This is a genomic window from Chitinophaga sp. 30R24, assembly GCF_049056765.1.
Classification (GTDB): Bacteria; Bacteroidota; Bacteroidia; order Chitinophagales; family Chitinophagaceae; genus Chitinophaga.
In genome coordinates, this window is sequence record NZ_JBJGXX010000005.1 from 235,150 (window position 1) to 260,035 (window position 24,886).

Here is a 24,886-nt window from a genome sequence, read left to right on the forward strand (position 1 = left end):
GGCAGATGATTTTGTTCAGTGATTAAAAAGAAGCGTTAAGGCCAAACAGGAAGGCCCTGGTACGTGGATAATAGTTCTTATTGTCTACACCCGGTGTTAAACCACCAAGAGACAATTCAGGGTCTATACCGCGATAGCCGGTGAGTACCGCCAGGTTGTTACCGGCAACGTATATACGTAAAGCATGGAGACCTTTTATAATATGGCCAAAATTGTATCCCAGTGTAACGTTATCTATACGTAGGTAAGACGCATCTTCTATATAACGGTCGGAATATTTATAAGCGCCACCGTCTTTAGGTGATTCATTTGCAGAAGATGCTGGCAAATTATAGCTGCGCACATCATCGGGGCGATTCAAGTCTGCCAACGTAGCGTTTAACACCTTACCACCGATAGCACTTCTGAGGAAGATGCTGGCATCAAATCTTTTCCAGGTAAGGTTATTGCTCCAGCCAATGAGGAATTTAGGCTGGGCGCTGCCTGCATAAAAGAAATCTTTAAAGTTCTGAGGACTATTCGTCAGCTTACCATCTTTTGTATAAAACTGGGATACGCCATTGGCGTCTTTACCTGCATATTTAGCCGTAAAGAATTGTCCTACAGGATAACCAGCTTTCAATATCTGTACCATGGAACCGGTTTGTCCTTGTCCACCTGGCTCCATCTGGAAAATAGAATCCAGTTTGAAGCGGTCGTTTGATAAAGACACCAGTTTATTATCGTTATGAGTAAAATTAATAGAGGTGTTCCATTTAAAATTACGGGTAGCTACCGGCGACGCATCTACGGTAATTTCATATCCTTTGTTGCTGATCACGCCCACATTAGCCGTATAGGTGTTAGTAAAATACTGGGTAGTAGATACCGGATAATACCAGATCAGGTCACTTGTTTTCTTATCGTAATATTCCGCGGTCACGTTTACGCGTCCTTTCAGGATAGCAGCATCTACGCCCAGGTTAAGCATCGCAGTTTTTTCCCATTTAAGATCGGGGTTAGCGTTCTGGGAAGCACCAATAGCATTAGGCCAGGAACCATTGTAGTAGAAGTTACCGGTAGAACCATAACGCACCTTGGAGATCATTGGATTAAACCCTAAAGAGTTACCAGTAACACCGTAGCCTACACGCAGTTTAAGATCGCTGAACAGAAATTGCGTTTTCATAAATGGCTCTTCTATCAAGCGCCAGGCGGCAGATACAGATGGGAAAGTAGCCCAACGGTTATTCACACCAAATGCAGAAGAGGCATCCCTTCTGAGAGAGGCTTGCAGCAGGTATTTATTCTGGTAGTTATACCTTGCCCTGCTGTAAAAAGAGATCAGGCGTAACTTCTGGTAGATATTATCCCCCCAATCTGTTCTGAAATCGCCGGAAGGATTACCCAGGCCGATATTTGTATAACCCAGATCATCGGTGGCAAAGTTGCGGTTATTGGCCCGAAAACCATCGCCGGTTACGTCTTCCTGCCAGCTATACCCTAACAATACATTGATATTGTGGGCAGACAGTTGCTTTTCGTAAGTCAGGAAGGTTTCGGCTATTTTCCGGGTATTCTGGTAAGAAGAACGGATCGCTTCTCCATTGTAACCCGTTTTGAGCGTATAGTTGCTGGTAAAATAGCTGGCGGTAGTTACCTGTTCTGTTTGAGAAGTAACACTGAGGTCGTATTTAAAACCAAAAGGCAATAATACCTGAGCAGTGGCGTTCAGCATGTTTAACTTGCTTTCATCGCGTTCCCAGGCGTTTTCCAGCAACGAAACCGGGTTATAATACTGTACCCGTTGCAGGTTTTCTGTAAAAGTGCCATTAGCCTGTTTTACCGGCACGGTGGGCAGGTAACGCAGCATATTGTACAAAATAATGTTCTGATCAGGCAGTACATCAGAAGTACTGTTAGTGGTACCCAAGGAAACGCCTAAACGAAGATGATCGTTAAAAGCCTTTTGTTCAATATTGGCACGGCCTATCAGGCGTTTCAGGTCGGTACTTTTTAAGATACCGTTATTATCAAAATAGTTGATCGCCGCGTTATAGCTGGTACCTTTTGAAGCGCCGCTCAACGACAAGTGATGATCCTGCGAATAGGCTGTACGGCTTACTTCCTTCTGCCAGTCGGTATTAGCGCCCTGTTTATCGGATGGGTCCTGTGCCAGGTTGTTTTTAGCCAGGTAAGCATTCAGTTGATTCGCATCCATCATCTTTATTTTTCTGGCGATATTTTCTACAGAAAAATATGTGTTATAATTTACCTGCAATTGCTCGCCGGTACCTTTTTTAGTAGTGATCATAATAACGCCATTGGCTGCCCTGGTACCGTAAATAGCGGTAGCAGAAGCATCTTTCAGTACATCCACAGTAGCAATATCATCTGGCGATACCAGACGGATATCTGCGCCAGGCACACCATCGATTACATAAAATGGCTCTTGTGCAGCACCGGTACGTAAAGTAGAAGGGCCTCTCAAACTTACGCTAGGTGCAGCATTAGGATCACCGGAGCGGGTAATGTTAAGGCCGGCTACTTTACCTTGCAGCAGCTGCGCCGGGTTACTGAAACTACCTTTATTAAAATCGCTGTTTTGCACGGTAGTAATAGAAGAGGTAAGCACTTTCCTGGATTGCTTGCCATATCCTACTACTACAACACCTTTAAGATCAGTATTGGCAGTAGCTAAAGCAATATTCAGCATAGCAGCATCATCGCTGCTGATGTTTACTTCATTCATTTGCTGAGGCACATAGCTCAGGTGGCTAACGGTAAAATCGTAAGTACCTGGAGGCAGCGATAAGCGGTAGTGGCCATCCGGACCGGAGGTAGCGGCGTAAGCCCCCGTTCTGATCACCGCACCTGGTATAGCGGTACCAGTACCGCCTTCCGTAATAAAGCCGCTCAGCTGCGTATGGCTGGTTTGCTCGCCGGTGGGCTTGCGGTAAGCAGGGTTTTCAGTAAGAAATACCATGTTACCTTTCAGTGTCCAGTTCAGGGGGCTGTTACGAAAAATACTATTCAGTACATCCGTGAGCGTTGCACCGGACATCTGCAGGTTAATGGGATCTTTGTATAACCTGAGGTTACTGTCTTTATACGTAAAATTAATTCCTGCTGCCTTTTCGATAGCAGCGCAGGCTTGTTCGATGCTGGCGTTTTTCAATTGCAGGGAGATCAATTTCTTACTATCCTGTGCTTGCAGGACCTGTAAATTGAGCAATAAAAAGCAGCAGAGCCAACTCCAACTTATACGCATAGCATTGCCTTTAAAGCGGTGGCTTCGTTTTTTTTCCATACTTTTAATTATTATTTGGTTTTTATTGATGGCTGCCTGGGAGTTGCGTTCCGCGGCAGCAGCGAAAACAATTCAAATATATCCGCCCACTCAGGGCGGTTTTTTATTTTATCAGGATAACATTATTTTGTTGAACATAGTGTACGCCAGCTGTTTCACAGATAATATCCAGCGCAGCTTCCAGTGGTAGTGCCGGGATGGTGCTGGTAATAGTGATATTGCTTTCATCGGCCGACAAAAAGCGGATCTCTGTGCCATAGTATCGTTGCAGCTCGGCCATAATTTCCCGGAGTGGCATATGGCGGAAAGTCAGTATGCCATTGCGCCAACCTCCTACCGTTTCGTTGTAAGGCACCAGCTCTGTGCTAATCTTTCCTGTTATGCTATCGTAGTGCAAACGTTCCCGTTGTACCAGGGGGAACTTCTGCTGTTGATAATGCACAGCCACTTTACCACTGGCTACTGTTACATCCACACCGGCCATACCAGGAATACTCCGGATATTAAAGGCGGTACCAATATCTACTGTTGTAAGACGGCCGGTATGCACGCTGAATGGGTAACGGCCTCCATGTGCTACTACGAAATAGGCCTCTCCGCGTAAGTACAGCTCCCTGTTGGTTTTATTATAAGCGGCATTATAGGTAAGACGGCTGCCGGAACCCAAGCATACTACAGAACTATCCGGCAGATGAACAACTTGGGTTTTGCCGGGCGACGTTTCCCATACTTTCCAGGCGAGTGCTGCCCGTTGTAAACTATAATATTGCCAGCCATACCAGCTCGTAGCCACAACTATTAGCAGCACGGCGGCAGCAGCAGCTATACGCTTAACTTTATGCCAAGGATATATTTTACGTACGGGCATTCGCGTTTTATCCAGGAAACGTTGATAGGCGCTGTCTGTAGCCAATGGCGCTATGGCGGTAAGCAACTGTTGCCAGTCGGCCTGCATAAATTCATCCAGGCTCTCACTGTAAGCAGGATCAGTAAGATACTGTTGTAGTAGCTGCCGGTCAATGGCAGTACCATCGTTTTCCAGATACCGTTGTAATAATTCCTTATCTACTTGTTTACGCTCCATGTAGTCGCTTTCTACCTATGTATACAGGGAAACGGAGCGCTACCCCTACCGGTAACAATTACATAACATTACATTTACAGGATCACGGAAGTGAGGTATTGCATTACGGCGGAACGCAGATGTTTTAAAGCGGCGCCCATTTGGTTTTCCACCGTTTTAGGTGAGATGTGCAAAGCAGCGGCTATTTCCTTATAACTGAGCCGCTCATTTTTATGCAGTAAGAAAATAGTTCTCCGTTGCTGGGGTAAAGCGGCAATACTTTCCTGGTATACCGTCTGCAACTCTTTAGATAACAAAGGATCAGCAGTTACACTTTCCAGTTGATGATCTGTTACAGTATCAAAAGAGATGAGTGTATCCACCCGCTGTTTCCAGCAGTTGATCACATGATGGCGGGCTATCGTAAATAAATAATTCTCGAAGGTAGGCACTTGTATGGCGTCCTTTTTTTCCCAGCACTTTGCCAGTATCTCCATGGCAGTATCTTCCGCCCACGCTTCTTCTTTGAGATACCGGAAGGCATATTTCCGCAAACGCGGATAATAATGATCAAACACTTGTTTAAAGGCGGGATCATTACCCTGAAGCCATAAATGAACCACAGCTTGTATTTGGTCTGGCATATAATGGGAGCAATTGCTCCACAAAGTAGTGAGGCAATATGAATTCAATGTTAATGAAAATACTGTTTCAACACTTCTTCGCTGGTAAGCATACCAGTAGTGGTATTCAACGAATCTATTTTAGACAGTGCCAGTTTTTCGCCCGGTATCGTACTGGTTTCCAGCATCCGTTTCATTATAGGCATTTTAGAAGCAGGAAGGGTATCACGCAAGTATTTCTCCATCATCAGATTAGCGATAGGCACTGCAAAAGTGGCGCCGGTACCCGCATTCTCCACTATCACAGCGATGGCTATACGTGGATTATCCCTTGGTGCAAAAGCTACAAACACAGAATGATCTTTCAGGTCTACTACTTTACCACCTACCCGGCCACGGTTCTGGGCAGTACCCGTTTTACCGCATACGGCAATGCCATCCATACGGGCACCCCTGCCTGTGCCATGGTCTATTACATCTTCCATACCATAAATAACAGCACGGTAAGCGGTATCTGATACATTTCCCACTGCATTTTTTTCTTTGAACTTCTTCAACAGATCACCATTATCATTGTCGATCGACTGTACCAGGTGTGGCAAATAATAATACCCCCTGTTGGCAATCATGCACATAGCATTGGCCATTTGTAAAGGCGTTACTGCCACTTGCCCCTGGCCCATTCCTACGTATAACTCAGAGCAAGAGCTCCAGGCGCCATTGTACAACTTATTCAGCGTATTAGTATCTGCCACCACACCAGGGCTTTCGCCCGGAATATCCACACCCAGGCGATGTCCTAATCCAAACCTCAACATATACTCGTGCCATTTAGCATGTCCTTTCCTTAAGCCGCCCCATTTACCCGCATCTACTTCCATACGGTACAAGTGAATAAAATAAGCGTTACAGGAATGCGCCATTGCCACACGCAGATTACTAGCATGCCCCGCTTCGCTATGCAAACATTTTATTACATGCCCGCAACTTATATAAGCGCCGTGGCAAGGATAGCCAAAATCTGGCGTGATTAATCCTTCATCAAGGGCTACTAACGCAGTTAATGGCTTCATCGAAGAACCTGGCTGGTAAGTAGCCTGTATACCCCGGTTTAAAAAGGGCTCAGTAGGATCTGTAAACAACTTGCCGACATTCTTCGTTCTACTGCTGCCTGTAAGCAGGTTAGGATCAAAAACAGGCCCGCTTACCATGGCAAGGATCCCACCACTTTGAGGGTCTATAGCAACAATGCTACCTATTTTATTGCGCATGAGGCGTTCACCCAATAGCTGCAATTCTATGTCGAGGGAAAGGCGCAGGTTTTTGCCGGCAATAGCGACTGTATCAAATTCACCATGCTCTAATGCACCCTGCGGACGGTTTAGGTTATCCTTAATAATATATTGGATGCCCCGCTGTCCCATCAATACTTTTTCATAAGTTTTTTCCAAACCAGTAAGCCCCACATAATCGCCCGACTGATAGTCGGCATAATCTTTCATTTTAAGCATACCTGGCGATATCTCCCCAATATAACCCAACAAATTGGCCGCAGCTTTATAAGGATAGGCACGTATTTGCCGGGGCACCAATTCAAAACCTGATTGGAACAGGTACATGCTTTCCTGTAAGCGGGTATAAGTGGATGCCGGCAAAAGGCCGGCAAAAACAGATGGACGCATCCTTCCATTTTTTTTAACGGCATCACCTATACGTAGTTTGAAATCTTCCTTGCTTATTTCTAAAATATTGCACAAGTACCCGGTATCAATATTTTTAACGGTGCCCGGTGTTACTACGAGGTCATATAATATGTCATTACTAAGGATACTACGGTTTTTACGATCGAAGATAATTCCCCGGCTGGGATACACGATTTTTTTTACTACAGCGTTGGCGTCTGCAAGCCGGGCGTACTTTGTTTCCAGCATCTGCAGGTATAACAACCGGGTAACAATAAGGAGTACAAACCCTGCAATAATAAGGATGACAATAGTTTTTCTGGGTTGATGATAAACGGACATGGGAATGTAATGACGGACATAATTTAGGATAGCAAAGCTATCAATAAAACAGCTTGGCTGTCCTAAATTATAGATGAACGGCCATTACAAAGGATGAATTTTATCTACTGTTATTTCGCTATTTTTTATACCCGCCATTATTGCTATCCCATTTATACTTTGGGGTATCCCTTACCGTTATTACCATGATAAACGCGCTTCCTTTTATCTGTTTTATCCGCAATAAAACGAAACTGCGCAAAAGGTAAGAACATTATTTTCATAGGCCGACTAGTGACACAATAACACAACTAATTGATTAAAAGCATTATATTAATTATAAAATTATTTAACTAGATAAAAATCAGCCAATTGCCACATCCTTCGCCACTTTTTAACGTATATTAATAAAGGGAGGAAATGCCGTTTTCCTTCACATAGCAGTTGTTTTTTCTTAAATTCGTTCTATGTCAACATCTGGAGCCCGAAATTCATCACAACGAGTGAGGCAACTATCACACCTCATGATAGGACATCCTCAGCAGTTTACATTAGAAAACCGTATCTTCAATGCCATCTGTGCGATAGCCTTGGTGATCATCACCTTCAATATCCCATATAATTACTTCACGGGACTTACTGTTACTTCTTATATTTTTACGATACTGGTTGTTATTTTTACCTTTATCTACTATTTATCGAGGAACCGGAAAAAACTAAACACCAGTATTATCTTATCGGTAATCGTGATCAACGGGATGTTTGCCATCAATTACTTTTTCAGCGGCGGCATACAGGGCGCTTCCCTCCTGTCGTTTTCCCTGGCGTTTTTCCTGATCATGTTGGTATCACCCCAAAAACAATATTACTGGTGGCTAAGTCTTAACCTGGTAACGGTATTGGGTGTGATTGCCTACGAATATTACCATCCGGCCGCTGTATTGAATGTATATAACTCCCGGGATGATATTTTTGCAGACATGATCCCTACCTATATTACCAGTGTAGCCGTGATCTTTGCAGGCACTATTTATCTGAAAAATGCCTACAATAAAGAGAAAAAGCAAAGCGATGAAAAAACCCGTTCCCTGGAGCTCATGAACGCCGAAAAAAGTAAGTTGTTCTCTCTTATTTCCCATGATCTGCGCAACCCGCTAGCTTCCATCCAATCTTACCTGCAGCTGATGCGGGACATTGAAATTGAGCCACAGCATAAAATACAGATGGAAACTGAATTATTGTATGTGGTGAACAGTACACAAGAAATGCTATACAACATCCTGGTATGGTCTAAAACACAAATGGACGGGTTACACGTGAACCTAACTCCAATAGATGTAGCCACCGCCATTCATCCTATCCTCAAGATCAATAAGATGGCTGTTTCTAAGAAAAAGATCAGCCTAGACATTAATATAGACGCTTCTATCCGGGTAATGGCAGATACGAATATGTTACAACTGATTGTACGCAACCTGATAGGTAATGCCGCCAAATTCACCCCGGCAGGCGGCGCCATTTTCATTAAAACGAGCCGTGCAAACAACAGATGCCTGATAGAGGTAAAAGACAGCGGCGTAGGTATAGACGCTTCCCGGCAAGAGGAGCTGTTTTCCCTGAAAGTACGCTCTACCTTCGGCACCGATAATGAAAAAGGGATTGGGCTGGGGCTTTTTCTCTGCAAAGAATATACGATGGCGCAGCAGGGAGAGATATGGTATGAAAATAACCAGGAAGGTGGAAGCACCTTTTACCTGGCGCTTCCACTCGCAAATTGATATAGTTTCATATATTGATAAAGCCGGGAAAAACTTATAGGTACATTCCTCCGGAAGCTTCTATACGTTGTGCAGTAATCCAACGGGCATCTTCTGTACACAGAAAAGCTACAATACCGCCAATATCGTCGGGCACGCCAGTACGGCCCAAAGCCGTAGAAGCGCTGATATGCTGGATTACCTGCGGTGCATGTTCAAACACGGCTTTGGTAAAATCTGTTTCTATAATACCTGGAGCCACCACATTGGCGGTAATACCGCGAACACCCACTTCTTTAGCCAGGTAACGGGTAAATACTTCAATGGCGCCTTTCATAGCAGCATAAGCGGCATAACCAGGACTGGCAAAACGTGCCAACCCGCTGGAAAGATTAATGATACGGCCATTATCGGCAATGAAAGGCACCGCCTTCTGTGTCAGAAAATATACGCCTTTCAGATGTACATCATATAGTTCATCAAAATCAGCTTCGGTGGTATCTGCAATTTTTGAGTTTCTGTCGATGCCGGCATTATTTACCAGGAAATCGAATTTATTGCTGCCGGTATTTTCCTCCAAATGCGCAGCTACTGTGCTCAAAAAAGCATCAAATGATTTAACATTGCCGGTATCTAATTGAAATGCAGCAGCTTTTTGTCCGAGGGTCTGAATTTCCGCTACTACCTTCTCGGCTTCCGTTTGATTACTCTTGTATGTAAGAATAACATCATGTCCACTTTTCGCCAGATGTATAGACATATTTTTTCCTAAACCACGACTGCCGCCGGTAACCAGGGCTATTTTGTTTTTTGTTGCCATTTTTGTTGGATATTTTTTGATACAGCAAATTTGCATTAAACAGGTGGGCCGGTTATGGTGACAGCTTAAGTATTTATGGTAACTACTTAAGTATTTTACCGCTCCCCACTCGCAAATAACAACAACCAGCCTTCGGAGAATGTTTGTACGGTACGTCCCCGTTCATCGCACTTCATGGTTCCAGGCTTTTATTATCAACTGACCATCGCAGCCGGATGCTATATACACAACGGCGTTGTCTGGCTGTGATGTGTTCCAGCCTTTCTACCTCCACATTTTCTCCCAGCACGGCAGCAAATATATCATGTTCCAACTGGCACAGCTTTCCACAATGACTGGCCGCTCCTTTAATGGGATAATGCACAGCTGCTGCCAGTTGCTCATAAAAAAGCGTATTCTTACCGGATATTTACAATATTTGCAAGGCGGCATCGTCTATAAGTACGACAAACCTGGATGACTAATTTTATTTTAAGCCGCAATAAGCAAAAACATTTCTGGTAAGATGAAACAAGAATTGGGTAAAAAAAAGAAAGAAGCCGGCATATTCGGTCTGCTACAGCCATACATGGGGATGGTACTATTGCTGATACTGTTTACCCTGCTAAGCAACGGCCTTAACCTCTGGCTGCCCAAAATTATAGGTAATGGAATTGATGCCTATGAACACGGCACCTTCCAGCTTAATCCCCTATTGGTAAAATTTACTGTGGCCGTTGTCGTTATCCTGCTGTTCACCTATTTTCAGAACATCATACAAACATATGTCTCTGAAAAAGTAGCCAAAAATCTGCGTACCCAAATATCTGATAAAATATCAGGTCAGAGTTACGCCTGGGTAGAGCAAGCCAATCCCTCCCGGTTACTGACCAACCTCATTGCCGATGTGGACTCCATCAAATTATTTGTATCCCAGGCCATTGTATCGCTGGTATCTTCCCTGTTCATTATTGTTGGCGCCAGCGTGCTGCTAATTACAATCGACTGGAAACTGGCACTGGCCGTTATTGCCACGCTGCCGGTTATAGGTATCACCTTTTTCCTGGTACTCCGGAAAGTAAGGGCCTTGTTCATCAAAAGCCGGGAAGTGATGGATTGGCTCAATAAAGTAATCAATGAAAGTATCCTGGGAGCTGCGCTGATCCGCGTCATCAACTCCCAACAACTGGAATACCAGAAATTCCTTGATGCCAACTCCAAAGCAATGGACTTTGGGCTCTCCATTATACGCTTGTTTGCCGGCCTGATACCAGTGATCACCTTTACTTCCAGTATTGCCACACTGATCATCCTCACATTGGGCGGTCATTTTGTTATCAACAACAGTATGACGCTGGGCGACTTTGCCGCCTTCAACAGCTACCTGGCCCTGCTCATCTTCCCGATCCTGGTGATAGGTTTTATGAGTAATGTCATTGCCCAGGCCACCGCCTCCTATCAACGCATCAGCGCTGTTATTAATATGCCCGATACCATGCCAGGCGGTACCCTGACCACGCCTATCAAAGGAGATATCGCCTTTCATGATATCACCGTGAACTACGGCCAAAAACCCGTACTGAAAAATATTTCCTTCTCTATAAAAGCCGGATCTAAAGTAGCGATTATTGGTCCTACTGCTGCCGGCAAAACACAATTGCTTTACCTGCTCACCGGATTGATTAAACCTACGGCAGGCACTGTACTGGTAGATGACAAACCAGTGCAGGAATATAACAGCGAATCATTCCACAGCCAGGTGGGCTTTGTATTCCAGGACAGCATCATTTTTAACATGAGCATCCGGGAAAACATCGCTTTCAACGAAACCGTTACAGATGCCGCCATGCAAAAAGCATTGGATGCCGCCGCACTCAAAGATTTTATCAATACCCTCCCCGAAAAACTGGACACTGTTGTTTCCGAAAGAGGCACCAGTCTTTCCGGCGGACAAAAACAACGGATCATGCTGGCCCGCGCCCTGGCCATCAATCCAAAGATACTGCTGCTAGACGATTTCACAGCCCGCGTAGATACCAATACAGAAAAGAAGATCCTGGAAAATGTACATCAGCAATACCCTGGCATCACCCTCCTTTCTGTAACCCAGAAGATTGCTTCGGTTGCGCATTACGACCAGATCATCCTGCTCATGCAAGGAGAAATTATAGCCACTGGTACGCATACTGAACTAATACATTCGAGTCCTGAGTACATACAGATCTTTAATTCGCAACAAAGCACCAGCAATTATGAATTACAATCTTAATAAATATACAGAGAAAGATCACCGTACATCCAACTACGCAGCCTTTAAAAACCTGCTGCAACTGGTTTCACAAGAAAAAAAGAACCTGGTAGCGGCGTTGGGCGCAATGCTGCTGAATGCTACCCTGAACCTGTTAGGCCCTTTCCTGATCGGCTATACGGTAGATCATTACATCCAACACAAGCAATATCATGGCTTAATAGTATGCTCCTCCATATTACTGGGCATGTACCTCACTGCTTTATTCACCAGTTACTTCCAAACAAAACTGATGGGAGGCGTAGGTCAACGTACCCTCTTTACCTTGCGCAATGCCATTTTCAGTAAGATTCAACAGCTACCGGTAGCTTTCTTTAACCAGAATAAAGCCGGAGACCTGATTTCCCGGGTTAATAATGATACCGATAAGCTCAACCAGTTTTTCTCGCAGGCCCTGATGCAGTTCATCGGCAACATTGTTACCATGATTGGCGCTGGCATATTTTTGCTGGCCATCAACATAAAAATGGGAATAGCTGCCCTGGCCCCTGCCATACTGGTACTGCTCTTTACCCGCATACTTTCCCCCTGGGTAAAAAGAAAAAATGCAGCCAACCTAAAAACCGTGGGCGGCATGAGTGCCGAAATCCAGGAAAGCCTGAGCAACTTTAAGGTGATCATCGCTTTCAACCGCCGCGACTATTTCCGGCAACGCTTTAATGAAGCCAACGAAGAAAATTACCGTACCGCCATCGGCGCAGGGTTAGCCAATACCGCCTTTCTCCCTTTCTATGCCATGTGCGCCAGTCTGGCGCAGCTACTGGTACTCACTGGCGGCATTTACCTGATCACCCAAGGGGCATTCAGTATTGGCCTATTAGTGAGCTACCTGGCCTATGCCAATTTCTTCTATAATCCATTAAGGCAACTTGCCACTTTATGGGCTAGCTTCCAGGTAGCCATGGCTGGGTGGGACCGCATCTCCGAAATACTGAGACTGGAAACAAACCTCCATATCATTCCTGCTACCGGAACGCCTTCTCCTTCTGCCCCACTGGTAGAATTCAAACAAGTACACTTTGGTTATCCAGAAGGCAGAGAAATACTCCACAACATTAATTTCTCTCTCGAAAAGGGCAAAACATACGCCCTGGTAGGACCTACCGGCGGAGGGAAAACCACTACCGCCTCCCTGATTGCCCGCTTATACGATCCTACCCAGGGCACCGTACTGCTGAATGGAAAGGATATCCGCTCTTACAATACAGATGAACGCTCAGAGAAAATCGGTTTTATCTTACAAGAACCCTTTCTGTTTACTGGCACCATAAAAGAAAATATCCTTTACGGCAATCCGCTGTATAAAGATTATTCTAATGACCAGCTGATTGAAGTCATTGAAGAAGCCAATCTGGGACAGTTGTTGGCCATATTTGACAACGGACTCGACACCAAAGTGGTAGCCGGCGGTGATGGCGTTAGCCTCGGACAAAAACAGCTCATTGCCTTTATGAGAGCCGTACTCCGTAAACCAGCACTGCTTATACTAGACGAAGCTACTGCTAATATAGACACCATTACCGAACAGTTGCTGGGAGAAATCCTGGAAAAACTACCCGCTTCCACTACCCGTGTGATTATTGCACACCGCTTAAATACCATCGAAAATGCAGACGAAATATTCTTTGTGAACTCCGGCGAAGTGATCCGTGCCGGCTCATTGGAAAACGCGATGGAAAAACTTTTACGTGAAGTAAGGATGAGTTAATACATATTCGATATATCCATATTCCGGCAGCCGTTGCAAATAAGGTAGCAGGGTTGCCGGCATTTTTTTGGCTTGAATAGCCTTCTGCGATAATCTAGGAAAAGTTTTGTACCATTTAGTAAAAAACATACCTTCGTAATATAATACTATTCGCCGATGTCAGGCAGGCCAAAAATATTTGATGATGAAGAGGTGATCAGAAAAGCAACAGAGGTTTTCTGGCGGCAAGGCTATGAGGCCACTTCCACAGAAGATTTGCTCACAGCTATGGGCATCGGGAAAGGAAGCTTTTATCTGGCTTTTAAAGGAGGCAAAAAAGAGCTTTTTGAAAAAGCGCTGCAACAATTCAGCGAAAACGCTATTGCCCGCTTTAAACAAGGACTCAACGCAACAGATAATCCCATTGCTTATATCAAAGAATTTTTCCTGAGCAATACCCAAAAAATGCAACAAAGGGGCTGTTTCTTTGGCAACACCGTAGCGGAACTTTCCAATACCAATGCCCTACTGATGAAAAAAGCAACCCATCATCTGCAAATGTTGGAAGCGCTTTTCCAGGAAGCCCTGCAACGCGGCAAGCAACAAGGCTTGCTCAAATCTGATAAGGACCCGGTACTATTGGCCCGGCTACTGCTCAACAACTGGAATGGACTAGGCATTACCCGCAGAATGTATCCGGATAACGAAACGCTCTATGAATTGATAGAGATGCAACTGAAAATGCTGGATTAATTTAATACCGGCACACTATCCACCTTTACCTGGGAACTTTTGTACCTTAAAAAAATGAGATATCACCTTTTGCTGCTTGGAAGCCTGCTCACCTGCATAACCAGCTTTTCAAACGCCCAAAATATTCCGGTAATAGATAAAACGGTAAAAGCCTTTATGCACCGGTATCACGTGCCCGGCATGGCCATTGCCATCACCCGCCAGGGCAAGCTGATATATGCCAAAGGTTACGGTTACGCAGATACGATACACAAGACAGCAGTAACGCCTAATAGTCTTTTCCGGATTGCCAGCGTATCCAAATGTATAACGTCAACGGCCATACTTAAACTGGCAGCTACCAGTAAACTATCGCTAGACACCGCCGTATTTGGCCCACGTGGCGTATTAGGCAACCTTTACGGCAAACAGCCTTATAGCGCCGGCCTTGAGCAGATAACAGTGCGCCAGCTATTGCAACATACAGCCGGCGGCTGGACCAACAACGGCACCGATCCCATGTTCAGCCATCCCAATATGACCGTCCACGAACTGATCTCCTGGACCATCGGGCACCGGCCCCTGGAAAATACCCCGGGTAACGTATATGCCTATTCGAACTTCGGCTATTGTATACTTGGACGTATCATAGAAAAAGTGTCTGGCATGCCCTACGAAACCTATGTGAAAAAAGCAGTACTGGAGCCCTGCGGTATCAACAACATGCAAATTGGCGGCAACACACAGGCAGAAAGAAAACCAGGGGAAGTAGTGTATTATGGTCAACACGGCGAACAGCCCTACTTATATAATATCACCCGCATGGATGCCCACGGCGGATGGATTGCCTCCGCCACCGACCTGGCACGACTGCTGGTACACATAGACGGATTTACCCCGCCGGCCGATATCCTGACCAGCCCGTGGATAAATACCATGACAACCGCCTCCCCCGCCAATCCAGGCTATGCGCTGGGATGGGCCGTAAACCCCTACCATAACTGGTGGCATAGCGGCTCCCTCCCCGGTACAGCCAGCGAAATTATACGTACGCAGCAAGGCTTTAACTGGGTACTGCTCTGTAATACCCGCACCGATGGCAGCTTCTTCAACGATCTGGACGGACTGCTTTGGAGAGCAGTGAACAACCCTCACACCCCCTGGCCTGCAATAGATCTGTTTTAAGCACAGCATCACTGATAAAAAAACGTTATTATCCCTTTACGGCAAAAAATACGCTTAATATAGTATTAATGCGGCTAATTAATGCTTTTTTAACGCATCCGTTAGTTCATGTATGCTTACTTGCAGTTTGTTATCGGTATTACCACCGCTAACGCACAACTAAGGTGAATGCAAAACCTTTGGAGAATCCGGACAAGCTGGATTCTCCATTTTTTACTTGCAGGATGATACTGAAAAACTGATTAGCCAAATTCCCGTTGACGTTCAAATTCCACTGTTAATTAATAAGAAAAATATATGACGCGTATTTTAACCGCTTTCTTGTTCCTGCTGGCAGTACCGGCGCTGGCTCAGCTAAAACACAGCAAAGAAACGCAATACCCTACCTATCGTGGATTAGTGATGGCCGGCTACCAGGGCTGGTTCCGCGCAGCTGGTGACGGTTCTGGTGCACAGCATTTTGCCTATGGCGACGAAAACCGCAGCGGTATTGATATGTGGCCCGATATCAGCGAATATGAAAAAACATATATCACGCCCTTTAAATTAGCCAATGGGCAACCCGCCCGCTTTTTTAGCTCTTATGATAAAAGTACGGTAGACCTTCACTTTAAATGGATGCAGGAATATGGCGTAGACGGCGTATTTATGCAACGCTTCTTTAGCAATGCCAGGCACCGCGACAGCACCTCTTCCGTAATCCTGAAAAATGCCTTCGCTGCTGCTTCCAGATACAAACGCGCCATTGCTGTTATGTATGACCTCTCTGGCCTGAAAGCCTCCGGTGAAGATTGCTCCGCCATTATTGAAGATTGGAAATACCTGGTAGACCAATTGAAGGTAACCAACCAGGCAGGCACTAAAACCTATCTGCAGGAAAATGGTAAACCGGTGGTAGCTATCTGGGGAATTGGGTTCCCCGACCGCCCGTACAACCTGCGTAATATTGGATTAGACAGGCTGATCGACTTTCTGAAAAATGATCCGGTGTATGGCGGTTGTGCGGTAATGTTGGGGGTGCCTACAGCATGGCGAACCCTCAATGCCGATTGCCTGCCAGACCCTTACCTCCATACCCTCATTAAACAGGCCGACATGGTACTCCCCTGGACCGTACAACGTTACTCTCCGCTGCTGCATAACGATATGGACCGTTTACGAGACAACATCATCAGCGACCTAGCCTGGTGCCGCGCCAACAAGGTAGCATATGTACCTTGTGTATACCCTGGCTTTAGCTGGCATAATCTGAGTCGCTATGAATTCCCGGATGATGTAAAACCTTCCGGTTCCATTCCAAGGGAAGGGGGGCGTTTCTATTGGCAGCAGATCACCACTGCCCTTACCGCTGGCGCCAACAGGTTATATGTGGCCATGTTCGACGAAGTGAATGAAGGCACGGCTATCTTTAAAGTAACAGACCAACCTCCGGTAAGCAATACTACGCCCTTTGTAAACCTGGACGGAAAACCCTCCGACACTTATCTTTGGCTAACCGGGGAAGCCGCTAAAATGCTGCGCAATGAAAAACCCGTAAGCATAAAAATGCCGGAAAGAAACAAGTAGTTTGATCACCCAATTATTATAAAAACGAAGAGCTGTCTCAAAAGTGATTTGATGGGCCGCCGGAGAATCGGATAAACGAAAAATCTCTCCATCAGGTATCCGAATAAAATCGGATAAAAATTACTCTTGAGACAGCCTTGTTTTTTATGCTTGCGTATAAAAGTAATTTGTTTAAGTTTGTGGTATCCCTTAATGAAACCATGGACCTCACAACCGCCCAATACATCGTAAATAACTACCGCCGTTTCCTGACCGCTACAGAATCGGCTGCTTTACTGCATATACGCCGCAATTCCGCCAATACTACGCTTCGTCATCATATCTACCAGACACCGGAAGCGCCTGAAATACAGGCAATATTGGCAGATGATCCGGAAGAAAGTATCAGAAAAATAGCCAACAGGATATTGAACACTTATCCTGACCGTATTTTCCTGAACATTTGCCCCCGTTGCGCCCAACTCGCCCGGACGCACTTTGCACGGCAATGCCCGTATTGCTATTACCAATGGCATCAACAAACAGTGGCAACATTCCAGTTAAAAGGTACGTTTCACCTAAGGAGTAAATCTTTCTTCCTCTTTGGGGAGTTAATATCTGGCAATCTGAACAAAGGAAATTATCTTGACCTTACTACCTTAATGCTAAATTATCAACCGGAAATTACTTCCTGGGAGTTTATGCTGAATAAATCCTCCAACAATGTACATGAAGATATTGCTTTTCCGGTAGACGAAGTACACCCGGAAGAAAGGGCCTGGCTACAAGAAATGGCCGCTGCTTCGCATAAAATCAGGATCATTACTGAAAAAAGGGTATAAAAAGGGCGTTTATTGCGCTTATTTAGCAACCTGCTCATTCAGCTACCGACCATGTGTTAGCAAATAAATACCACCGCAATAAGAGGCGATTCCTACGATCATAAAAATGATGAACATCCAGATAATTTTGCGTTTATTTTCTTTACGGCGCATATCTCTGTCTAATAACAATTGTTCCGCAGCCAACCAACCCATGCCTGGATCGCCAGTAGTAAACCGCTCGTCCAGCCTGCCCGCTTTGATCATCTGCCGATACATTGCGGCAACAGATTTAGCGTTAGGGATATGATCCATTAATACTGTTAATTCACGTGTATCTTCATCCGGTATACGGTTCAACACTGTTCCTTCCGGAAGCCTGCCCGGCGTTAGCTTATCCGCAATCATTTTTAAATACGAATTCATAATGCTGCATGAATGGTTTGATTATCGGTAATGTATTTACGATATACCAAGCTCCATAGTTTTGATCCAATAAAATGTTTTAGCAGCCGCAGGCATAATCTGACATCACTCATCCTATATTTATCCACCCGCCAGGTATGGACACCTAACCATAAAAACACAACAACACTACCTTACGGGAACCACCGGGCTAAAGAGGCCGCTACAGAATTCCTTTAGGATTTATGCTTATTTTTAACCGATGAAAGTGCTGATCATAGAAGACGAACCTGCACTCAGAAGCAGTATACAAGATTATCTGGAACAACAAGGCTACATCTGTGAGGTAGCAACAGATTTTAAACAAGCCATTTATAAGGTCAATGAATTCGACTACGACTGCATTGTAGCTGATATTGGGCTGCCCCTGGGAAACGGCCTGGATATCGTAAAAGAACTGAAACTGCTGGAATCTGCCGCCGGTATCATTATCATATCCGCCAAAGATTCACTGCAAGACAAACTGAAAGGGCTGGAACTGGGCGCCGACGACTATCTTACCAAACCGTTCCATCTCTCGGAGCTCAATGCCCGTATAAATGCCATCTTGCGCCGTAAAAACTTTGACGGCAATACCGTTATCCATTTTAATGAAATCTCCATAAAACCTCATTCTAAAATAGTATTGGTGCACCAGCGGTCTATTACCCTTACTGGCAAAGAATATCAGTTGCTGCTGTATTTTATCGCCAACCAGCACAGGGTAGTCACTAAATCTGCACTAGCGGGGCATCTCTGGGGTGATGAATACGATCAGGCCGGTTCCTACGATTTCATCTATACGCATATCAAAAATTTACGAAAAAAAATCCTGGAAGCTGGTGGAGAAGACTATATTAAAACCGTATATGGTACCGGCTACCGGTTTGGCTAAGCGGCCAACAGCCGGGCCTTTAGGCGCCAGTACTAAAGCGCCGCACCGGCAATCATAAAATTATACTACCTTCAACCTGTTACCGGCAGTGCTTATCTCCTGGTAGCCAGCTACTAAAAGCCAACGGCTTCATGAAGTTACTTACAAAAACCACCGTTTATTTCCTGCTGATCATGCTGCCTGTTTTTGCAGCAGGAGCCTTTTATCTCTACGCAAAATTCAATACCGAAATCAAGCATGAAACGGACGAAGAACTGGTAAATGATCAACTGCAATGGATGCGGTACCTGGATACTGTAAGCGTAAGTAATCCGGTTTTTGGCATACATACGCCAGAATTTAACCTGCAACCAACAACAAAGGCTGCGCAGGAAAAACATACTATAAAAGGCGTTCGCATTTACCAGGAGCCGGAAAATGTATATTCCCCCTTCCGGCAACTTTCCCAGGTAATTACCATACATAGTATAAATTATGAGCTGGTACTGCGCAAGTCACTGATAGAGAAAGATGACCTGATCAGCAATATTATCTACGTTATGCTGGTGGCCTTCGCCGGCTTATTTGTATTTGTACTGCTTTCGAATTGGCTGATCAGCAGAAAAATATGGAAACCGTTTTATCATTCGCTGCATATGATCCAACGCCTGCAATTGAATAAACTGGAACAGGTTACCTTTGAGCCGGCACGCACCCAGGAATTCCGCCAGCTGAATACCGTCTTAAATAACATGACCGCCCGCATACACCAGGACTACCTTAATATGAAAGAGCTAACAGAAGACGCTGCCCATGAAATGCAAACGCCTTTAGCCATTGCACAAAGTAAGCTGGAACTCCTCTTACAGGACGAAACCCTAACCGAAGCGCAACAGAAAAGCATTCTTTTCAGCTATGATGAAATACAGCGCTTGTCGCGGCTGAACCACCACCTCCTGCTGCTGGCCAAAATAGAAAATCAGCAATATCCGATTACAGAAAAACCCGACCTCTGTGCCGCAGCAGAAAAATACCTGCTCCTCTTTGAAGAACTGATCAAAGAAAAATCCCTTCAAATTGATACCACTTTTACCAGCCCCACCCCATGGCCCTTGCATCCGGCGCTCACAGATATATTGGTGAGCAACTTATTGGGCAATGCCATAAAATATAATTTCCCGCAAGGCAGCATCCGCCTGCAAATCACGCCTGGCACTTTCCGCATTTCCAATACCAGCACCTTGCCGGCAATTCCTGCCCCTATCCTGTTTCAACGGTTCAAAAAGCATCACCACCAGGGAGGTCCTTCCAATGGCCTGGGCCTGGCGATTATAAAAAAAATAGCGGACTCCTACCAGCTCTCGCTGGCATATAGTTATGAAAATGGGTGGCATACCTTTACTGTGGCCATTCCTGACTGATGATCCTACAGATTTACTCCAGAATCACTTATTTCCTTTGTTGCAGCAACAACCTTTTTATTACATGAAACACCTGGTGATGACCGCCATTGTGCTGGGGACAGGATTGTCCACAAAATCGCAACACCGTACATCCGTTCCGGTTACAGATACCACACAACGCCCTGCAACAGATACCATCAGCAAAATATCAGATCTCAACGAAATCGTTATTTCATCTACCCGTAACAATAGCCGTATAGCCGATCTTCCAATGAAGGTAGAGATACTGGGCAAAGAGGAAATGATGGAAGAAAGCAGTATTAAACCAGGTAATGTAGCCAGCATATTGGGCGACCTGTCGGTGATACATATCCAGAACACCTCTGCTATAAGCGGCAATAACGCCATCCGCATGCAGGGCCTGGATGGGAAATACACACAATTGCTTCGTGATGGCGTACCGGTATATGAAGGGTTAAGCGGTAACTTCGGCGTGCTCTCTATCCCGCCATTAGACCTGCAACAAATAGAAATCATTAAAGGATCTGTTTCTACACTCTATGGCGGCGGCGCTATTGCCGGCATTATTAACTTTGTTGCCAAAACGCCTGGCAGTAAACCTGAGCTAACCGTGCTGGCTAACCGCAGCACCCTTAAAGAAACAAATGTGAATGCCTGGTATTCGGAACGCTACGGTAAAACCGGTTTTACCATGTTTGCCGGCGTTACTACTCAAAATCCTGTAGACGTAAACAAAGACGGTTTCAGCGATGTTCCCCGGCTACGGCAATACCTGCTGCACCCCCGCTTTTTCTGGTACATCAACCCACAAAGCACCCTGGTGGCCGGCTATACAGGCACCATCGAAAAAAGAGAAGGCGGCGATATGCAGGTATTAGCGCACCATGCTGATAACGTTCACCAATATACGGAAACCAACAACAGCGAAAGACATAGCGCAGAACTGCAATTTACCCGTAAAAACCTGGATGGCGGCACCCTCACTATTAAAGGGGCAGGCAGTTTTTTCCACCTGCAAAACGAGGAAGGCACATTTCCCTTGCTAGGCAATCAAACCAACACATATGCAGAAGCTGCCTATCATAAGGAAAGCGGTAAACATAACTGGGTGGCCGGGCTGAATAACACTGGCGAAATTTACCGCCGCGCAAAAGGCGACAGTACCTTGCTCGGCAACTATACTTACAATACCATAGGCGCCTTCATTCAGGATGGCTACCATTTTACCGACCAGCTGACAGCAGAAGCCGGGCTTCGGGCAGATTACCACAATGTATTCGGCTGGTATATACTCCCCCGCCTTGCTTTTGTATACAAACCAGTGGAAGCGCTTTCACTCCGGTTAAGCGCAGGCACAGGATATAAATCGCCCGCCATCTTTACCTCACAAACCCAAACCATCGGCTACCGATATCTCCTCCCCCTGGATGCCAACGTTAAATCCGAACGTAGCCAGGGCCTTAACTTTGACGGCAACTACCGCACCAGCCTGGGCAAAGTAGAGATCACCATTAACCAGGCCTTCTACTATACCTATATCAAAGATCCCATTCTGCCTGTGATAAATAAAAACAATCCTACTATGTTCCTGCTGGAAAATATACCCTATCAGGTAAACAGCATAGGAGCGGATACTTATCTCCGTTTTACATTAGACCACCTGGAACTGTACCTTGGTTACAATCATACTGTTTCCCGGTATAACAATGCGGCGGCGGTAAACCTTCCTTTTGCACCACAGGATAAATTTGCCAGCACACTGGCCTATGAAGTGGAAAACAAATGGCGCTTTGGTATAGAAAACAGCTGGGTAGGCCGTCAATACGACTACAACAACGAAAAAACACCTACCTATTGGTTTTGGGCCGCTATGATATCCCGGCAACTGGGAGAGCACATCACCCTGGTGTTAAACGGGGAAAACCTTTTTGATGCCAGACAAGGCAAACACGCCCCCTTATTTACCGGACCCGTTAGCCAACCTACTTTTGTGCCGCTCTGGGGACCGATTGATGGACGTACGGTTAACCTGTCGGTGAAATTTTCGCTGTAAGCATGCCAAACTTTTCATTCACTACAAATTTAATGTATTGATAATATTCAGAAGGGCGTACATTTGCGATCCTAATTTACTCTGAGTAACATGCAATCTGTAAAAAACAGGTTCTCCGTCCTTTTCGGATTCGGCGCCCTTCTGCTATTTCTATCATTTCTCGTTAGAACCGTACTACTGGTATGGATATATCCACAATCAGGCCTTCATTTCAGCCAAGTACTGGCTATTTATGGCAAAGGTATTATCTATGATATAGGCGTGGCGTTATTCTTTACCATAGGCTATGCGTTGTACCTGCTGTTGCTGCCTCAACGGTTCAATAATACCTTGTTTAACCGGGCCTTTACCTATACCGGTTTTTTTCTGGCCACCACCATCCTGGTATTTTCCTTTTTTGCTGAATTTACTTTCTGGGGAGAATATACCGGCCGGTTCGATTTTATCGCTGTAGACTACCTCATTTACACATACGAAGTAATCAGCAATATTAACCAGTCGTATCCTTTACCCTTGCTGATAGGCGGTGTATTGGCAGCAACCGCCCTGCTCACCTGGTGGCTGAGCCGCCGTGGTGTATTCCGCAGGAGCTTCCAATCCAACACTCCTTTTGGGAAGAGATTGTTTACTTTTTTTATGCTGTCGGGACTTATGTTGTTGCATATTGTTATCGTTAACAATACCTGGGCAGAAAGAAGTAAAAACCGTTATGCGCAGGAGTTAGCCAAAGCCGGCATCTATTCTTTTGTATCCGCGTACCTGAATAACGAACTAGCTTACGATAAGTATTATCTGCTGGAAGATGAACAAAGCGCTTTTAACCACTTGCGTACCCTCATTCAGGAAACCAACAGTCATTATCTGGACAATCGCAAGGATATTTACAGGAGCATTACAGATACAGTTCCACCGGTAAAACCCAACGTCATGATGGTAACTATCGAAAGCTTTAGTGCTGATTTTATGGAGCGCTTTGGGAACACGCAACGTATTACACCAGTACTCGACAGCATCGCCAAAGAAGGCATCCTGTTTACCAATATGTACGCCACCGGTACCCGCACCGTGAGAGGTATGGAAGCCCTTACCCTCGCCGTACCGCCAACTCCCGGGCAAAGCATTGTACGCCGGCAAAAAAATGAACAATTATTCTCAGTAGGCCATGTGTTTGAACAATCAGGTTACGAAAGCACTTTCTTTTATGGAGGAGATGGCTATTTTGATAATATGAACAAATTTTTCGGCAACAATGGTTACGATATCACCGATCGCTTACGCCATAAACTGGTAGACGATCATATCACTACTACCCGTACCAATATTCCTGATAGCAGCGTACATTTCGAAAACGCCTGGGGTATTTGTGATGAAGATATCTATGCTGCCGCTATTAAAAGCGCCGACCAGAAATATGCCGCCGGCAAGTTGTTTTATGATTTCATCATGACTACCTCCAACCACCGGCCGTTTACCTATCCTTCCGGTAAAATAAATATCCCGTCTGGCACCAGCCGCGAAGGCGCCGTAAAATATACCGACTATGCCATTGGCGCATTCCTGAAGCGTATCCGTACCAAACCATGGTTTAAAAATACGGTGGTTATTTTTGTGGCAGACCACTGCGCCAGCAGCGCAGGCAAAAATGAAATAGAGATCAGTAAATACCATATTCCCTGCATCATCTATAACCTTCCCGGATATACGCCCCAGGAAATCAGCGTAATGTGCTCCCAGATAGACATCTACCCTACCCTCCTGGGCCTACTGCACTGGAGCTACAATAGTAAATTCTATGGCAAAAACGTGTTGCAACCGGATTATTCCCCCCGTGCTATGGTGAGCACCTACCAAAAACTAGGTTACCTGGAACCTGGCAAAATGGTGGTTCTCAGTCCGCAGCAGAAAGCGCACTTTTTCACCTGGAACCGGGAACATAATGAACAGCAGGCCGCTCCTGCAGATAGCAACTTGCTTAAAAACGGTCTCGCAAATTACCAAACCGCTTATTATCTCTTTAAGAACGGAGGCATGAAACAATAACGCTCCTATAGTGGCTGTGGTAGCGGCATTGCTACCACAGGCCTTCCCTTCTTCCGATAATTATTATTCCCCTCCTGTTGTTTTTTCCACATATTTTCCTAAATTTATTACCCCGGTATCAATAATAGATTGTCATTTTCATGCCGGAATGCATAATCTCGCCCTCTTTAAAGCAACGCTTTGTCCGGTACACCGTGTGAATTGCCAACTGGCTAACCATATCTCCGGCAGCTTTTATC

At 45.3% G+C, this 24,886-nt stretch carries 18 protein-coding genes; 11 read left to right on the top strand and 7 right to left on the bottom strand.

Translation table 11 applies throughout. The features are described from left to right. Positions 1–22: 22 nt before the first annotated feature. From ACDQ55_RS14210 to mrdA, 4 genes are all read right to left on the bottom strand, one after another. Positions 23–3,289 carry a SusC/RagA family TonB-linked outer membrane protein gene (locus tag ACDQ55_RS14210; RefSeq protein WP_420982066.1) on the bottom strand — a complete coding sequence of 1,089 codons (3,267 nt, stop codon included), beginning with the start codon at positions 3,287–3,289 and terminating at the stop codon, positions 23–25. Positions 3,290–3,392: 103 nt separating this feature from the next. Beyond that, positions 3,393–4,373: a FecR family protein gene (locus ACDQ55_RS14215; protein WP_420982067.1), complete on the bottom strand. Its 981-nt coding sequence runs from the start codon at positions 4,371–4,373 to the stop codon at positions 3,393–3,395. A gap of 74 nt (positions 4,374–4,447) precedes the next feature. Next, positions 4,448–4,996 (bottom strand): RNA polymerase sigma-70 factor, encoded by a 549-nt coding sequence (locus tag ACDQ55_RS14220; protein WP_420982068.1) that lies wholly within the window; start codon positions 4,994–4,996, stop codon positions 4,448–4,450. A gap of 50 nt (positions 4,997–5,046) precedes the next feature. Further along, entirely contained in the window at positions 5,047–6,999 is a 1,953-nt protein-coding gene (mrdA, locus tag ACDQ55_RS14225; protein WP_420982069.1) for a penicillin-binding protein 2, read from the bottom strand. 503 nt (positions 7,000–7,502) lie between these two features. Here mrdA and ACDQ55_RS14230 point away from each other — a divergent pair. After that, complete coding sequence (locus ACDQ55_RS14230; RefSeq protein ID WP_420982070.1) at positions 7,503–8,756, top strand: sensor histidine kinase; 1,254 nt, start codon at positions 7,503–7,505, stop codon at positions 8,754–8,756. Between the two features lie 34 nt (positions 8,757–8,790). Here the strand turns inward: ACDQ55_RS14230 and ACDQ55_RS14235 are convergent, their stop codons facing one another. Both ACDQ55_RS14235 and ACDQ55_RS14240 read right to left on the bottom strand, forming a co-directional pair. After that, positions 8,791–9,555 (bottom strand): SDR family NAD(P)-dependent oxidoreductase, encoded by a 765-nt coding sequence (locus ACDQ55_RS14235; RefSeq protein WP_420982071.1) that lies wholly within the window; start codon positions 9,553–9,555, stop codon positions 8,791–8,793. Positions 9,556–9,727: 172 nt separating this feature from the next. After that, positions 9,728–9,919, bottom strand: a complete 192-nt coding sequence (locus tag ACDQ55_RS14240) for a hypothetical protein (RefSeq protein ID WP_420982072.1) — start codon at positions 9,917–9,919, stop codon at positions 9,728–9,730. Positions 9,920–10,060: 141 nt separating this feature from the next. Between ACDQ55_RS14240 and ACDQ55_RS14245 the strand changes: the two genes are divergently transcribed. The 6 genes from ACDQ55_RS14245 to ACDQ55_RS14270 all read left to right on the top strand — a co-directional run bounded on the left by ACDQ55_RS14245 (position 10,061) and on the right by ACDQ55_RS14270 (position 17,833). Beyond that, entirely contained in the window at positions 10,061–11,803 is a 1,743-nt protein-coding gene (locus ACDQ55_RS14245) for an ABC transporter ATP-binding protein (protein WP_420982073.1), read from the top strand. Further along, positions 11,787–13,550, top strand: a complete 1,764-nt coding sequence (locus tag ACDQ55_RS14250; RefSeq protein ID WP_420982074.1) for an ABC transporter ATP-binding protein — start codon at positions 11,787–11,789, stop codon at positions 13,548–13,550. The genes ACDQ55_RS14245 and ACDQ55_RS14250 overlap by 17 nt, the downstream gene beginning before the upstream one ends. A gap of 156 nt (positions 13,551–13,706) precedes the next feature. Next, positions 13,707–14,282 carry a TetR/AcrR family transcriptional regulator gene (locus ACDQ55_RS14255; protein ID WP_420982075.1) on the top strand — a complete coding sequence of 192 codons (576 nt, stop codon included), beginning with the start codon at positions 13,707–13,709 and terminating at the stop codon, positions 14,280–14,282. A gap of 54 nt (positions 14,283–14,336) precedes the next feature. Further along, positions 14,337–15,446, top strand: a complete 1,110-nt coding sequence (locus tag ACDQ55_RS14260) for a serine hydrolase domain-containing protein (protein ID WP_420982076.1) — start codon at positions 14,337–14,339, stop codon at positions 15,444–15,446. 297 nt (positions 15,447–15,743) lie between these two features. Further along, the gene (locus ACDQ55_RS14265; protein WP_420982077.1) at positions 15,744–17,012 is read left to right on the top strand and encodes a glycoside hydrolase family 71/99-like protein; all 1,269 of its coding nucleotides are present in this window, start codon (positions 15,744–15,746) and stop codon (positions 17,010–17,012) included. 146 nt (positions 17,013–17,158) lie between these two features. Then, on the top strand, positions 17,159–17,833 hold the full coding sequence (locus ACDQ55_RS14270) for a hypothetical protein (protein WP_420982078.1): 675 nt from the start codon (positions 17,159–17,161) through the stop codon (positions 17,831–17,833). A 42-nt stretch (positions 17,834–17,875) separates the two neighbouring features. Here ACDQ55_RS14270 and ACDQ55_RS14275 read toward each other — a convergent pair whose 3' ends face one another. Further along, entirely contained in the window at positions 17,876–18,238 is a 363-nt protein-coding gene (locus ACDQ55_RS14275; RefSeq protein WP_420982079.1) for a hypothetical protein, read from the bottom strand. Positions 18,239–18,479: 241 nt separating this feature from the next. On the opposite strand from ACDQ55_RS14275, the gene ACDQ55_RS14280 reads away from it, so the two are divergent. The 4 genes from ACDQ55_RS14280 (at position 18,480) to ACDQ55_RS14295 (ending at position 24,647) form a co-directional block, all read left to right on the top strand. Continuing rightward, the gene (locus tag ACDQ55_RS14280) at positions 18,480–19,151 is read left to right on the top strand and encodes a response regulator transcription factor (RefSeq protein WP_420982080.1); all 672 of its coding nucleotides are present in this window, start codon (positions 18,480–18,482) and stop codon (positions 19,149–19,151) included. 131 nt (positions 19,152–19,282) lie between these two features. Further along, on the top strand, positions 19,283–20,551 hold the full coding sequence (locus ACDQ55_RS14285; protein ID WP_420982081.1) for an ATP-binding protein: 1,269 nt from the start codon (positions 19,283–19,285) through the stop codon (positions 20,549–20,551). Continuing rightward, positions 20,514–22,607 (top strand): TonB-dependent receptor plug domain-containing protein, encoded by a 2,094-nt coding sequence (locus ACDQ55_RS14290; RefSeq protein WP_420982082.1) that lies wholly within the window; start codon positions 20,514–20,516, stop codon positions 22,605–22,607. Before ACDQ55_RS14285 ends, ACDQ55_RS14290 begins: the two co-directional genes overlap by 38 nt. Before the next feature lie 90 nt (positions 22,608–22,697). Further along, positions 22,698–24,647: an LTA synthase family protein gene (locus ACDQ55_RS14295; protein WP_420982083.1), complete on the top strand. Its 1,950-nt coding sequence runs from the start codon at positions 22,698–22,700 to the stop codon at positions 24,645–24,647. Positions 24,648–24,886: the final 239 nt, after the last annotated feature.